Origin of the sequence: Hahella sp. NBU794 (assembly GCF_050749805.1) — a bacterium.
Taxonomy (GTDB): Bacteria; Pseudomonadota; Gammaproteobacteria; order Pseudomonadales; family Oleiphilaceae; genus Hahella.
In genome coordinates this window covers 5,977,098-5,991,631 of the sequence record NZ_CP192738.1, presented here as the reverse complement: position 1 = coordinate 5,991,631, position 14,534 = coordinate 5,977,098, and the positions used below count along the sequence as shown (strand labels likewise).

Here is a 14,534-nt window from a genome sequence, read left to right as displayed (position 1 = left end):
TGCACCAGCAAAAGTGGAGGGGCGAGGGACTGGCGTGATATGCTCCGCTACCGTGGCGTATCAATATGGACTGTTCGGGTGAAAGCGAAGAAGAATGTCGTTCTGGTGGGCCCCATGGGGACCGGTAAAACTACAATCGGCAAGTTGCTTGCGAAAGAGCTGCAATTTGAGTTTGTAGACTCTGATCGTGAAATCGAGGCCCGTTGCGGCGCTGATATTCCCTGGATATTCGATGTGGAAGGCGAGGTTGGTTTTCGAGGGCGTGAAAAGAGCGTTATCGCCGACCTTTCGCAACGTGATGCGGTGGTTATTGCGACTGGCGGTGGCGTCGTTGTAGATCCTGATAATCAGCGCGCATTGAAAGAATATGGCTTCATCGTTTATCTCCATACCTCTGTAGAGCAACAATATCAGCGCACCCGTAAAGACCGTAAAAGACCTTTGCTGCGTAGCGAAGATCCTCTCAGTGTGCTGAAGAAACTCATGTCAGTGCGCGAGCCCATATACAGATCCATAGCCGACCTGATTATCAGTACCGATACTAAGCGTCCCAAAGGAGTCGTGCGGGATATAGTGAAAACACTTCGGGCATCACGTGAGGAAACCGTCGAGCGATGAAACAGATGACTATGGAAACCCTTCAGGTCGAATTAGGCGACCGTAGCTACCCAATCTATATCGGAGCAGGCTTGATGAAGGCATCCAGTTATTTTGCGGACGCCATTAGACACAAGCAGGTGATGATCGTCACCAATGAAACCATTGCTCCTCTTTATTTGGAGCAGCTTGAAGCCAGTCTTGAAGGCTTTCAAGTTGATAAAACCATTCTGGAAGATGGTGAGCAGTTCAAGAATTTGGACTCACTGAATAACATCTTTGACCACCTGCTAACCCAAAAGCATAACCGCACTACGACGCTTATCGCCCTTGGTGGCGGCGTAGTTGGCGACATGACTGGTTTCGCCGCCGCATGCTATCAGCGGGGAGTGGACTTTATTCAGGTCCCGACCACGCTGTTATCGCAGGTGGACTCATCGGTTGGCGGCAAAACCGGCGTGAATCATCCGCTGGGCAAAAATATGATTGGCGCTTTTTATCAGCCGAAAGCAGTGGTAATAGATACGGACACGCTGAAAACCCTTCCTGCGTCGGAAGTGTCGGCAGGCTTGGCGGAAGTTATTAAGTACGGTCTTATTTACGATCAGGCGTTTTTCAGTTGGTTGGAAGCAAATATTGATCTGATTAAAGAGCTTGATTCGGCCGCCATAACCTACGCTGTTAAGCGCTCCTGCGAAATCAAAGCGGAAGTGGTCGCTGCGGATGAGACGGAGCAAGGGCTGCGCGCCATTTTGAATCTCGGTCATACCTTCGGCCACGCCATTGAAGCGTATACGCACTACAAAGAGTGGTTGCATGGCGAGGCGGTGGCTGTAGGGATGTTGATGGCGGCGGATTTGTCCCGTCGTATGGGAAGGCTGAGCGAGCAGGACTGTGAGAGGATTACGAAACTGATTAGCCGAGCGGATTTGCCGGTCCGTCCCCCTGTCAGTATGACGAAAGATGACTTCATCCGTTACATGGCGATCGATAAGAAAGTGCTGGATGGACAGTTGCGCCTGGTGCTGTTGGAATCGTTGGGGCGGGCTGATGTGACTGCTGACTTCCCTGCGGACATGCTGCAGGAAACTCTGGCGCTTTTCACCACTCATTAGTTGTTCGAAATTTGATGCAAGAAACAGTCGTACAGCAGGAGCCAGCGTTTGCGTTAGACGCATGGCGAGAAGTCTATGGCGTAGACGGCGACCCTTTTGATGGTCGTCGCGCTGATCTGCTGCAAGTAGGGCGTTATGGTGAGGTTGTTGAAAACCTGCGTCACCTGATTCATTTTTCAGAACGTATAGTGGCTCTGACCGCTCCGAAAGGCGGCGGTAAGTCTTTGCTTCTAAAGCGTTTGATTGAATTGGAAGGCGAAGCCCTCAGAATCGTGCTACTGAAGCCCGGTCTGTTGGAAGGGGCGGAAGCGCTCGTTATTCAACTGGCGACGGGGCTTGCGTTGCCGACAGTGGAAAGCAACCTGTCCACTAAGGTGCTGTTGGCGGAAATAATGCAAAGCTGCGAACGGAGTTTCGCATCAGGGCTGCGTACGCTTTTCATCATTGACGACGCTCATGAACTGTCAGATGAATCACTTGAGCTGCTGGTCACTCGCTTTAATCCCGAACAGTCCGGAGCCTTCGGATTATTACTGGTAGGACAGCTGCAGATCACTCAGCAGCTTGCCCGCGCCTGTGGCGCGCGTGGGACTTCTGTTCAGTATGTTGGTATTCCGCCCTTGGATCTTAGCGATACATCCCGTTATTTAAATGAAAAGCTTCGCGCGGCCGGGTGGAGTGGCGGTGAGGGAGAAATACCACCTGCGGTAGTGGGGAAACTATACCAGCTAAGTAAGGGGATACCGGGGCGAATTGATCGCTTGGCGGGATCTCTTCTTCTTTCCGCGGAGGCGGCGAAGCCCAAAAGTTTTAATCCTTCCACGAAGCTGTATCAGCTGGTTTCCGGCTTTTTGTTGGCGATTTTTATGGGGGGCGTCGGCTTTATTGCGTGGCGTTATGAGGCGACGCCCAAGGTGGAAGACGCCTCTGCGGATTCTTCCCGGGTAACAATAAAGCTCCCCGCGCCAGAACCGGAAGTGGAAACGATTTCTCCTCAACCTGAAATACCCGTCGAGTCGGTTGCTGATACGTCCGATGAGCTGTCACCGCGCGATTCGATAAGTGATGCGCAAACAGAAAGTGCAACGGCTCCGGCTCAGAAAGTCGAGAAAGATGTGAATCAAAAGACGGTGGCTGCTGAAACATCTGAAAAAGCGCCGGTAGCGAAGCCGGATGAGGTGGTCGAGACCACGACTTCTGATCACGCGCCGCCGGTTGTTGCTAATAAAAAGCCGGCTCCAGTGGCGGGTCAGTCAGCATCTTCCACTCAAACTGTTGCGAAGGCAGACCCCCCTAAAACCAAAACAGTGGAAAAAAACGTCCCAACTGCTGAAGTTGTGGATGACCTGGATCACTACTTCCGCACCAACGAGTGGCTGCAGTCACAAGCGTCCTCAGCCTGGACGATCCAGCTGTTGGGCAGTCTACACAAAGAGTCGGTGCAGACCTTCCTGCGACGGGAGGGAGACACCCAGGATTTCTACGTCAAATCGCTGTATCAAGGGAAAGACTGGTTCGTCGTATTGCGCGGCGTTTACCCTTCTATCGAGCAAGCCAAAGAAGCGCTTGCCCAGCTTCCTCAGCCGTTGGTTGAGCAGGGGGCGTGGGTGCGCAGCATTTCCGGTTTGCAGGGCTTGGTCAAATAAGGATCGAGACTTTTTCTCTCTTACCTCTGTTATAAGCACAAACCTTTAGGTATTTTTACTAATTAACAAATCTCTTTAGATTTGAGCTAAGGCTTGTCCGTGTGTATTATGGGCGGCCCATTTTTGCCTATCAAAAGCTGCTTGGTTTTGATTTCTTTCAGGCAAGCTTTTGATTCGTAAGGATTTAAGTGAGAGAAAGCATATGAAGACAGGTCTGTATCAACCAGGTGAGTTCAAAGATAACTGTGGTTTTGGTTTGATCGCCCATATGAACGGGCAAGCCAGCCATGATCTGCTGCGCACCGCTATTGAGTCCCTCACATGCATGACTCATCGAGGTGGTATCGCTGCGGATGGCAAAACCGGCGACGGTTGTGGGTTACTGATACAAAAGCCTGATTCCTTTCTTAGGGCGATAGCCAAAGAAAGCTTTAATATTGAGTTGGGCGCGAATTATGCGGTGGGCATGCTGTTCCTGAATCAGGACGAAGCCATGGCGAAAGCCGCCCGTGAGCGCTTGGAGTCCGCGCTGGCCGAACAAGGCGTGAAAACCGTCGGGTGGCGCCTGGTTCCTACGAATACGGAATGCCTGGGGCCTATGGCTCTGGATTGCCTTCCCGTTATAGAACAAATATTCGTTGAAGCCCCGAAGGGCATTAATGAGCACGAGTTTGCGGTCAAACTGTATATTGCCCGCAGGATGGCCGAGAACGCCTTGGCGGAAGATAAAGAGTTCTATATCTGTAGCTTGTCCAGCCAAGTGCTTTCTTATAAAGGGTTGATGATGCCCGTCGACCTGCCAAACTTTTATCTGGACCTTGGCGATTCGCGCCTGGAAACCGCTATTTGCGTGTTCCACCAGCGCTTTTCCACTAATACGGCGCCGCGTTGGCCGTTGGCGCAGCCTTTCCGGTATCTGGCTCACAATGGTGAGATCAACACTATCGACGGCAACCGTAACTGGGCGATGGCTCGCGCAAGCAAATTTAAATCCCCACACCTGCCTGACCTGGAAGCGCTGCAGCCGATTGTGAATCGCACTGGCTCAGATTCCTCTTCCATGGACAACATGCTGGAAGTCTTGCTGGCGGGTGGCGTTAATCTATTCCGCGCCGTGCGTATGATGATCCCGCCTGCATGGCAGAACGTGGACACCATGGACCCGGATTTGCGCGCATTTTATGAATACAACTCCATGCACATGGAGCCTTGGGATGGTCCTGCCGGCGTGGTATTGACTGACGGTCGCTACGCGGTGTGTCTGCTGGATCGCAATGGACTGCGTCCTGCGCGCTGGGTTATCACCAAAAACGGCTATATAACGCTGGCCTCGGAAGTGGGCACTTATGGCTATAAGTCTGAGGATGTCGTCGCCAAGGGCCGTGTTGGCCCGGGTCAGATTTTGGCGGTGGACACCCATACCGGCGAAGTGCTGCATACTCAGGATGTGGATAACCGTCTGAAATCGGCGCACCCCTACAAGAAGTGGCTGCGTGAAAACGCACTGCGTGTGGAAACCAAACTTAATCAGCAGACGCCTGAATTCACGCTGATGGAAAAGGAAAACCTGCATGAATACATGAAAATGTTCATGATTTCCTTTGAAGAGCGCGATCAGGTACTACGTCCTCTGGCTGAATCCGGCCAGGAGGCGGTGGGTTCAATGGGGGACGATGCGCCGATGGCGGTGTTGTCCACTCGCATCCGTTCCGTTGCGGACTATTTCCGCCAGAAATTTGCCCAGGTGACCAACCCGCCGATCGATCCGTTGCGGGAAACCATCGTCATGTCTCTGGAGACCTGTTTGGGCGCGGAACGCAATGTATTCCAGGAAACGGCTCAGCATGCTAACCGGATTATTCTGAGTACGCCGGTGTTGTCGCCAGCCAAGTTCTTCCGAATCGCCAACCTGCAGCGTGAAGGTTTCTCTGTCGAGAAAATCAAGTTGTCGTACCGTCCAGAGTTAGGCCTCAAGCAAGCGATTGAAGCCGTGGCGGACCAGGCGGAAAACGCCGCGCGTAACGGCAGAGTGCTGGTGATACTGAGCGACAACTGCATTAATCAGGGCGAGCTGCCAATCAACGCCTTTATGGCGACAGGCGCGGTGCATCACCGTTTGGTGAACAAAGGTCTGCGTTGCGACGCCAATATCATCGTGGAAACCGCTTGGGCGAGAGATCCGCATCATTTCGCAGTGTTGTTTGGTTTCGGCGCCACTGCGGTTTATCCATACCTGTCTTATCAAGTGCTTAATGACCTGATTAATACCGGCGAAGTATTGATCGATCCTATCGAAGCCAAAAATAACTATCGGAAAGGCATTAACAAAGGCCTGTTGAAAATACTCTCCAAGATGGGGATATCAACAATCGCCTCTTATCGCGGCGCGCAGTTATTCGAGGCCGTGGGGCTGGCGGATGATATTGTTGATTTGTGCTTCTGCGGCGTTCCCAGCCGCATCCAGGGAGCCTCATTTTATGACTTCCAGGCGGAGCAGGCGGAGCTGGCTAAAATGGCCTGGGCCAAACGCAAGCCGATATTGCAGGGCGGTCTGCTGAAGTTCGTCCATGGCGGCGAATATCACGCCTATAACCCGGATGTAGTCGGCGCGCTGCAGAAGGCGGTGCGCGAAGGCGACTATGGCGTTTATCAGGAATATGCCTCCTATGTAAACGGCCGAGCGCCGATGACGCTGCGCGACCTCTTTAAAATCTCTGATAAGGTCAAGCCGATTTCGATAGACGAAGTCGAACCGCTGGAAAACATTCTTCCCCGGTTTGACTCCGCCGCCATGTCCATTGGCGCGCTGTCTCCAGAGGCGCATGAAGCGCTGGCGGTCGCGATGAACCGCTTGGGCGGTCGCTCCAACTCAGGCGAAGGCGGTGAAGATCCTGCTCGTTATGGGACGGAGAAGCGCTCCAAGATCAAGCAGGTGGCTTCAGGTCGCTTTGGCGTGACGCCGCACTATCTGGTCAGCGCGGATGTGCTGCAGATTAAAGTGGCGCAAGGCGCGAAGCCAGGCGAAGGCGGGCAGCTTCCTGGCGGTAAGGTTAACCAGTTGATCGCGCGCCTGCGTTATGCCGTCCCAGGCGTGACGCTGATTTCTCCGCCGCCGCATCATGATATCTACTCAATCGAAGATTTAGCGCAGCTGATTTTCGATTTGAAACAGGTGAATCCTGAGGCGCTGGTGTCGGTCAAGCTGGTGTCTGAACCGGGCGTTGGCACTATCGCCGCAGGTGTGGCCAAGGCCTACGCTGACTTGATCACGATTTCGGGGTACGACGGCGGCACGGGCGCCAGTCCGCTGACCTCTATCAAGTACGCCGGTTCTCCTTGGGAATTGGGTTTATCAGAAGCGCATCAGGCGTTGCGTGCGAATGATCTGCGCGGCAACGTGCGCCTGCAGACGGACGGTGGTCTGAAGACCGGTCTGGATGTGGTGAAAGCGGCCATTCTTGGCGCGGAGAGCTTCGGCTTCGGCACTGGGCCAATGGTGGCGTTGGGCTGTAAGTATCTGCGTATCTGTCACTTGAACAACTGCGCCACCGGTGTTGCGACGCAGAATAAAGATCTGCGCGATAAGCATTTCCAGGGCACGGTGGAAATGGCGATCAACTACTTCAAATTTGTTGCGACCGAGACCCGTGAATGGATGGCCAAGCTGGGCGTTCGTTCTCTGGAAGAACTGGTTGGTCGCACGGACCTGCTGGAGATTTTACCGGGGGCGACGGCCAAGCAGCGTAACCTGGATTTGACGCCGATGCTGAGCAACGACGCGATTCCTGCGGACAAACCGCATACCTGTCAGTCCGCTCGAAATGCCCCATACGACAAAGGCCGTTTGGCGGAAGAAATGGTGCAGGCTGCGCTGCCAACCATCGAAGCCAAGAGTGGTGGTGAGTTTGAGTTTCGCGTCACCAACTGTGATCGCTCTATCGGAGCTCGTTTGTCTGGCGAGATCGCCAAGCGACACGGCAATCAGGGCATGGCGGAAAACCCGCTGGTATTCCGTTTGACCGGTACCGCTGGGCAAAGCTTCGGCGTGTGGAACGCTGGTGGTCTGCACATGTATCTTGAAGGCGACGCCAACGATTACGTGGGCAAAGGCATGACTGGCGGTAAGTTGACCATACGTCCTCCCCAGAACAGCTCTTTTGCATCGCAGGAAACTTCCATCATCGGTAACACCTGCCTGTATGGCGCCACTGGCGGCAAGCTTTTCGCCGCGGGCGTGGCGGGCGAACGCTTTGGCGTGCGTAACTCCGGCGCCTATGCGGTGGTGGAAGGCGTGGGCGACCACTGCTGTGAATATATGACGGGCGGCATGGTGGCTGTGCTGGGGAAAACCGGCTACAACTTCGGTGCGGGCATGACCGGCGGCTTTGCTTATGTTCTTGACCTGGAGAATCGCTTCGTCGACCGCTATAACCATGAGCTGGTGGAGATTCACCGTATTACCAGCGAAGCGATGGAAGCTTACCGCAACTATCTGCGCGACGTGATTGACGAGCACGTTCGGGAAACCAGCAGCGCCTGGGCGGAAAACATGCTGGATAACTTCGATGACTATGTAGGGCGCTTCTGGCTGGTGAAACCCAAAGCCGCCAGCCTTGCCTCGTTGATGGACAGCACGCGGGCAAGGCCTGAGTAATAAATCGGAGCTGTTTAAGTTTATTCGGAGTTCCCGGCGTAAGAGGGTGGCGAGACTACGCCTCGGGCGTACGCGCCGCGCCGGGTCCAGAAACAGATTTTTTGTATACAGTTTAGAGGTTTAGACGCAATGGCGGAGAGACTGAGCAATAACTTTCAGTTCCTCGATGTGGGACGGCAAGATCCTGAAAAGGTTCCGGTTGGGCGTCGTAAGAAGCAGTTTAGAGAAATCTACAAGCCCTTTAAGGAAGAGGAAGTCAAAAACCAGGCGCACCGTTGTCTGGAGTGCGGCAACCCCTATTGCGAATGGAAATGCCCAGTGCATAACTACATTCCCAATTGGCTAAAGTTGGCGTCGGAAGGCAACATCATGGCGGCGGTCGAGCTCAGCCATCAGACCAACACGCTCCCTGAAGTCTGTGGTCGGGTGTGCCCGCAGGACAGACTATGCGAAGGCGCCTGTACTCTGAATGATGGCTTCGGCGCCGTGACGATCGGTTCGACCGAGAAATATATTACGGATACGGCGCTGGCTCTGGGCTGGAAGCCGGATATGTCCAAGGTGGCCATGACCGATAAACGGGTCGCCATTATCGGCGCGGGTCCCGCCGGTTTAGGATGCGCGGACGTACTGATCCGCAATGGCGTGAAGCCTGTCGTGTTCGACCGCTACCCGGAAATTGGCGGGTTGCTGACCTTCGGTATTCCAGAGTTCAAACTGGAAAAAGAGGTTATGGTGCGCCGCCGCAAACTGTTTGAAGAGATGGGCATCGAGTTCCGTCTGAACACGGATGTAGGGAAAGATGTGGCGTTTGCGGATTTGTTGAATGAATTCGACGCCGTCTTCCTGGGAATGGGAACCTACAACTATATGAAAGGCGGTTTCCCTGGCGAGGAATTGCCTGGCGTTTATGACGCGCTGCCGTATCTGATATCCAACGTCAACCGTTGTCTGGGTTATGAAAAAGCGCCGGAAGACTTTGTCGACATGCAGGGCAAGCGGGTGGTGGTCCTCGGCGGTGGCGATACCGCAATGGACTGTAACCGGACGGCGATTCGTCAGAAGGCTAAATCAGTAACCTGCGCTTACCGTCGCGACGAAGCCAACATGCCTGGTTCACGTAAGGAAGTCGCCAACGCGAAAGAAGAGGGCGTCAAGTTCCTGTTCAACCGTCAGCCCGTCGCCATCATCGGCGATGAGCGGGTAGAGGGCGTGAAAGTGGTGCAAACTCGCTTGGGTGAACCGGACGAAAATGGTCGTCGTCGTCCTGAAGTGGTGGCGGGAAGCGAAGAGATTCTGCCGGCGGACGCGGTGCTGATCGCATTTGGTTTCCGTCCCAGCCCTTCACCCTGGTTCCAGGAGTTTGGCATTGATGTCGATAACGGCGGACGAGTCATTGCGCCGGAACAGCAGCAATACAAATTCCAGACGACTAACCCGAAAGTGTTCTCCGGCGGAGACATGGTGCGCGGCTCCGACCTGGTGGTCACCGCTATCTGGGAAGGCAGACAGGCGGGAGAAGGCATTCTCGATTATCTGGAAGTATGACGCTGTGAAGTGATTGATTAACAATCAAAAAGCTTCAGACGTATAAAAAGGCATGGTTTTCCATGCCTTTTTTGTTGGGGGCGAACGTGGTATATGTGCTGCTCTCAAATTCTGGAACCCTGGAGACGTCATGTCAGAACTGAAGAATGATCGATTTTTACGCGCATTGATGAGACAGCCGGTGGACGTGACGCCGGTGTGGATGATGCGCCAGGCCGGACGTTACTTGCCTGAATATCGGGCTTCCAGGGCTCGTGCAGGCAGCTTCATGGACCTGTGTAAAAATGCGGAATTCGCCTGTGAAGTCACGCTTCAGCCACTGGAGCGTTTTGAGCTTGATGCGGCGATTCTTTTCTCTGACATCCTCACTATTCCTGACGCGATGGGGCTGGGCCTGTACTTCGAAACTGGAGAAGGCCCCCGTTTCAAAAAGACGGTAAGAACGGAAGCGGACGTCAACGCGCTGCATATGCCAGACGCGGACACAGATCTCGGCTATGTCATGAACGCCGTACGCACCATTCGCCGGGAGTTGAACGGTCGCGTTCCCCTGATCGGCTTTTCCGGCAGCCCTTGGACTCTGGCTACTTATATGGTGGAAGGCGGTTCAAGCAAGGACTTCCGTGAAATCAAGAAGCTCGCATACGGACAACCGGAATTGTTGCATTTGTTGCTGGATAAACTGGCTGATTCCGTAGCAGATTACCTGAATGCGCAAATTCGTGCGGGTGCGCAGGCTGTGCAGATTTTTGATACCTGGGGCGGCGCTCTGACTGCTGCGGGATACCTTGAATTTTCCCTGGCTTATATGAAAAAGATCGTGTCGAAGCTGCAGCGTGAGGCGGAGGGGCGTCCTGTACCGGTGATTCTGTTCACCAAAAATGGCGGCCAATGGCTGGAGCATATTGCAGATGCAGGCGCCGACGCGCTAGGACTCGACTGGACGACGGAAATCAGCGAGGCCAGAAGGCGAGTGGGCGACCGGGTTGCTTTGCAGGGCAATATGGACCCGGCTGCACTATATGCGCCTCCTGCTGCGATTCGGGATCAGGTTTCACGAATTCTGGCGAGCTTTGGTTCTGGCGAGGGGCATGTCTTCAATCTGGGGCACGGGATCACGCCGGATGTAGATCCAGAGCACGCGAAAGTCTTTATCGACGCCGTCCATGAGTTGAGCGCGCCTTATCATCAGAATGCCTGATTACGATTGGCGTTAATGGAGTATTTGTAGGAATGGCGAAGAAACAGACCAGTTACGTCTGCACGGAATGTGGCGCGGATTACCGCAAATGGATGGGGCAGTGTATTCAATGCGGAGCCTGGAATACGATCAGCGAATTCCGTGAAAGCCGGGTGCCTGTCAAGAGCGCAGCCCGCAGCGGATTTACTGGGCAGCGGGCGCAATTACAGTCTCTGGAAGAGGTCGAACTGGTCGATCTTCCCCGCACATCCACTCTGAGTCCCGAGTTTGACCGTGTGCTCGGAGGCGGTATTGTTCCCGGATCGGTTGTGCTGATCGGTGGTCATCCCGGCGCAGGCAAAAGTACGCTGTTGCTGCAGACGACCTGTCGACTGGCGGAGCGACACAAAATCCTCTATGTGACCGGGGAAGAGTCCATTCAACAGATCGCCATGCGCGCACGCCGGCTGCAGCTTAACAGTCACGGTATGCAGGTGATGTCGGAGACGGACGTCGAAAGCGTTCTCGATACCGCGCGCGAGCAGCAGCCGAATATTCTTGTGATTGATAGTATTCAGGTCATGCATATGGCGGAGCTGCAATCCGCGCCCGGCAGTGTGGCGCAGGTGCGCGAAGCCGCTGCGGCGCTTACCCGTTACGCCAAGCAGTCCGGCGTCGCCTTGTTGATCGTCGGCCATGTCACGAAAGACGGCTCTTTGGCGGGGCCCAAAGTGCTTGAGCATATGATCGACGCCTCTATCATGCTGGAAGGTAACGAAGATAGCCGTTTCCGGACGTTGCGCGCGATCAAGAATCGTTTTGGAGCCGTGAATGAGTTAGGCGTTTTCGCCATGATGGAGACGGGGCTAAAGGACGTTAAAAATCCCAGTGCTATTTTTCTTAATCGCGAGGGACACACCGCTGCGGGCAGTATTGTGACCGTCGCCTGGGAAGGCACCCGACCACTGCTGGTGGAAATTCAGGCGTTGGTGGATCAAGGCTTCGGCGCGGCCCCCAGACGTTTGGCGATAGGTTCAGACCCCCAGCGTCTGGCTCTGCTATTGGCGGTCTTGCATCGCCACGGGGGCTTACACGTGGGGGATCAGGATGTGTTCATTAACGTGGTGGGCGGTGTGAAAATCGCCGAAACCAGTGCGGATTTGGCAGTATTGATGGCGATATCCTCAAGCTTCAAGGACCGAGCGGCGCCAAGTGATTGGGTGGTGTTTGGCGAGGTGGGTCTGTCAGGAGAGATCCGGCCCGTCAGCAGTGGGCAGGAGCGTATTGTCGAGGCGGCCAAGCACGGCTTCACCAAGGCGATTGTTCCCAAATCAAACGCACCCAAGAAAGCCCCTGAAGGCATGCAGGTGATTGGCGTTTCCCGTCTGCAGGAGGCGCTGGAGCTGCTGTAACGCGAGGGGCGTTACACTGTTTCAATCAGTGCGGCGAGTTCTCTTTCCAACAGATCGGAACTTCCCAGATTCAATTCCACCAGGCGTCTCAGCGTGGAGGCGCTATCCAGATCCATGTGCTCGCAGGAAAAGCCAAGATGGCCTTTTTCTGCGTGGCGCAAATGCCCGTTGAAACTGATTAAATGCTCCGCTCCCAGGTTGACGCGAAGCTCAAACGGAGCGTTGGCGTCAGCATCACCCCAGTCTGCAGGCTCATGCACCAGTGCGCCGCGAAAAGAGATATCCAATAACTGACTGATCCAGCTGCGGTTGCTTTGTTGAATGGTCACCTCCGCATCGAATGATATACGCTGAAAACGGCGGCGATCGGAAGAAGTCGTGGGCGACATAGTTTTTATTCCCTGTAGCGATACCTAAACTATAGTCGCTACATGGGAGAACTTCACGTTGAGAGAGGCGGACGGGGCGTTGACCCCGTCCGGAAAGAAAGGCTATCAGGCCAGGCGCTTGTATTTCATGCGCTGGGGCACGGCGGCGCTTTCGCCGACGCGTTTCTTGTAGTCTTCGTCGTATTCGGAGAAGTTGCCTTCGAACCAAACCACTTCACTGTCGCCTTCGAAAGCCAGGATGTGGGTGGCGATTCGGTCAAGGAACCAGCGATCGTGCGAGATGACAATGGCGCAGCCAGGGAACGCCAGTAAGGCTTCCTCAAGCGCTCGTAAGGTCTCAACGTCCAGATCGTTGGTAGGTTCGTCCAGCAGCAATACGTTGCCGCCTTGTTTTAGCAGCTTGGCCAGGAATAGGCGGTTGCGTTCACCGCCAGACAGTTCCTTGACCCGCTTTTGCTGTTCGCCCCCGCGGAAGTTGAAGCGGGACAGGTAGGCGCGGGAAGGTGTGCGATAAGAACCCACTTCAATCATATCCTGACCGTCGCTGACTTCTTCCCATACGGTTTTGCTGTCGTCCAGTTCCCGCATTTGTCCAACGTAGGAAAGCTGCACGGTGTCGCCAAGGCGGATAGCGCCAGACTCTGGTTGCTCCATACCTGCGATCAGCTTGAATAATGTGGATTTACCCGCTCCGTTGCCGCCGATGACGCCGACAATGCTGCCTGGGGGCACATTGAAGTTAAGGTTATCGAACAGTAGTTTGTCGCCGAAGCGTTTCTTGACGTCATTGACTTCAATGACGATATCCCCCAAACGTGGTCCGGGCGGAATGTAAATCTCGTTGGTTTCGTTACGGGACTGGAAGTCTTGAGACGACAGCTCTTCAAAGCGGGCCAGACGCGCTTTACTCTTGGCGTGGCGGCCTTTGGGGTTGCTGCGCACCCAGTCCAGCTCTGACTTGATGGTCTTCTGGCGAGCGGCTTCAGTTCTCTCTTCCTGCTCAAGGCGTTTTTCTTTGGCTTCCAGCCACTGGCTGTAGTTGCCCTCGAAAGGAATGCCGCGACCGCGGTCCAGCTCCAGTATCCAGCCGGCGACATTGTCGAGGAAGTATCGGTCGTGGGTAATCGCTACGACGGTGCCGGGATATTCATGAAGGAAGCGTTCCAGCCAGGCGACGCTTTCTGCGTCCAAATGGTTGGTAGGTTCGTCCAGCAGCAGCATGTCTGGCTTGGATAGCAGCAGCTTGCACAGAGCAACGCGGCGGCGCTCGCCTCCGGACAGGGTGCTTACCTGGGCGTCCCAGGGGGGAAGGCGCAGCGCGTCGGCGGCGACTTCCAGCGTGCGCTCAAGATTATGGCCGTCTGTAGTCTGCAACAGCGCTTCCAGCTTGGCCTGCTCTGCGGCCAGGGCGTCAAAGTCGGCGTCAGGCTCCGCATAGGCTGCGTATACTTCATCCAGGCGCGTCATTGCGTTTTTGATTTCTGCTACGGCTTCTTCGACGTTGCCGCGAACATCTTTGCTTTCATCCAGCTGAGGTTCCTGCGGCAGGTAGCCGACATTAATGCCAGGCTGCGGACGGGCTTCGCCGATAATGTCGGTGTCCACGCCAGCCATAATGCGCAATAAAGTGGACTTACCTGAGCCGTTCAGACCCAGAACGCCGATTTTGGCGCCAGGGAAGAAGCTGAGAGAGATGTCCTTAAGAATTTCTCGCTTCGGGGGGACCACTTTGCCCACCCGATTCATGGTGTACACGTACTGTGCCATGAGATTGAAACCTATATCTTTGATTTGATAGTGAAAACGAAAGCGTTCGCCCGCGTTAAGCCGTTTATGGAAATAATTCTGAGACTCCATCTGTCCTAACGAGTGACGGCTGGAAACTGCGCGGGCCTGTCTGGACATTGGCGTAAAGTCCGGCCGCAAGCGTCTGGGCGAATGGAATGGTACTGTGAATGGCCGTTTAAGTTAGCTGAAATCGTTGTCTTTGGCA

The 14,534-nt window shown here is 54.6% G+C and carries 9 protein-coding genes; 7 read left to right on the top strand and 2 right to left on the bottom strand.

Annotation, left to right across the window (positions count from 1 at the left end; all coding sequences use genetic code 11):
- Window positions 1–39: 39 nt before the first annotated feature.
- From aroK to radA, 7 genes are all read left to right on the top strand, one after another.
- Window positions 40–618, top strand: a complete 579-nt coding sequence (gene aroK / locus ACQYWX_RS26135; RefSeq protein ID WP_431686891.1) for a shikimate kinase AroK — start codon at window positions 40–42, stop codon at window positions 616–618.
- 11 nt (window positions 619–629) lie between these two features.
- Complete coding sequence (gene aroB / locus ACQYWX_RS26130) at window positions 630–1,712, top strand: 3-dehydroquinate synthase (protein WP_431689537.1); 1,083 nt, start codon at window positions 630–632, stop codon at window positions 1,710–1,712.
- A gap of 14 nt (window positions 1,713–1,726) precedes the next feature.
- Complete coding sequence (locus ACQYWX_RS26125) at window positions 1,727–3,358, top strand: AAA family ATPase (RefSeq protein WP_431686890.1); 1,632 nt, start codon at window positions 1,727–1,729, stop codon at window positions 3,356–3,358.
- 202 nt (window positions 3,359–3,560) lie between these two features.
- On the top strand, window positions 3,561–8,012 hold the full coding sequence (gene gltB / locus ACQYWX_RS26120) for a glutamate synthase large subunit (RefSeq protein ID WP_431686889.1): 4,452 nt from the start codon (window positions 3,561–3,563) through the stop codon (window positions 8,010–8,012).
- Between the two features lie 129 nt (window positions 8,013–8,141).
- Window positions 8,142–9,560 carry an FAD-dependent oxidoreductase gene (locus ACQYWX_RS26115; RefSeq protein WP_011399673.1) on the top strand — a complete coding sequence of 473 codons (1,419 nt, stop codon included), beginning with the start codon at window positions 8,142–8,144 and terminating at the stop codon, window positions 9,558–9,560.
- Between the two features lie 130 nt (window positions 9,561–9,690).
- The gene (gene hemE, locus ACQYWX_RS26110; protein ID WP_216738685.1) at window positions 9,691–10,761 is read left to right on the top strand and encodes a uroporphyrinogen decarboxylase; all 1,071 of its coding nucleotides are present in this window, start codon (window positions 9,691–9,693) and stop codon (window positions 10,759–10,761) included.
- Window positions 10,762–10,793: 32 nt separating this feature from the next.
- Window positions 10,794–12,152: a DNA repair protein RadA gene (gene radA, locus ACQYWX_RS26105; protein WP_431686888.1), complete on the top strand. Its 1,359-nt coding sequence runs from the start codon at window positions 10,794–10,796 to the stop codon at window positions 12,150–12,152.
- Window positions 12,153–12,163: 11 nt separating this feature from the next.
- On the opposite strand, the gene ACQYWX_RS26100 is transcribed toward radA, so the two are convergent.
- Together ACQYWX_RS26100 and ettA are read right to left on the bottom strand one after the other, a co-directional pair.
- A complete protein-coding gene (locus ACQYWX_RS26100) occupies window positions 12,164–12,541 on the bottom strand; it encodes a PilZ domain-containing protein (protein WP_127973450.1) in 378 nt (125 codons plus the stop codon).
- Between the two features lie 105 nt (window positions 12,542–12,646).
- Window positions 12,647–14,308, bottom strand: coding sequence for an energy-dependent translational throttle protein EttA (ettA, locus tag ACQYWX_RS26095; RefSeq protein ID WP_216738687.1), 1,662 nt, complete (start codon window positions 14,306–14,308; stop codon window positions 12,647–12,649).
- Window positions 14,309–14,534 lie beyond the last annotated feature (226 nt).

What these genes read in the sequence shown, in the direction of transcription:
- aroK (WP_431686891.1), top strand. Translation starts at nt 40, where the DNA reads ATGCTCCGCTACCGTGGCGTATCAATATGGACTGTTCGGGTGAAAGCG.
- aroB (WP_431689537.1), top strand. Translation starts at nt 630, where the DNA reads ATGGAAACCCTTCAGGTCGAATTAGGCGACCGTAGCTACCCAATCTAT.
- ACQYWX_RS26125 (WP_431686890.1), top strand. Translation starts at nt 1,727, where the DNA reads ATGCAAGAAACAGTCGTACAGCAGGAGCCAGCGTTTGCGTTAGACGCA.
- gltB (WP_431686889.1), top strand. Translation starts at nt 3,561, where the DNA reads ATGAAGACAGGTCTGTATCAACCAGGTGAGTTCAAAGATAACTGTGGT.
- ACQYWX_RS26115 (WP_011399673.1), top strand. Translation starts at nt 8,142, where the DNA reads ATGGCGGAGAGACTGAGCAATAACTTTCAGTTCCTCGATGTGGGACGG.
- hemE (WP_216738685.1), top strand. Translation starts at nt 9,691, where the DNA reads ATGTCAGAACTGAAGAATGATCGATTTTTACGCGCATTGATGAGACAG.
- radA (WP_431686888.1), top strand. Translation starts at nt 10,794, where the DNA reads ATGGCGAAGAAACAGACCAGTTACGTCTGCACGGAATGTGGCGCGGAT.
- ACQYWX_RS26100 (WP_127973450.1), bottom strand. Translation starts at nt 12,541, where the DNA reads ATGTCGCCCACGACTTCTTCCGATCGCCGCCGTTTTCAGCGTATATCA.
- ettA (WP_216738687.1), bottom strand. Translation starts at nt 14,308, where the DNA reads ATGGCACAGTACGTGTACACCATGAATCGGGTGGGCAAAGTGGTCCCC.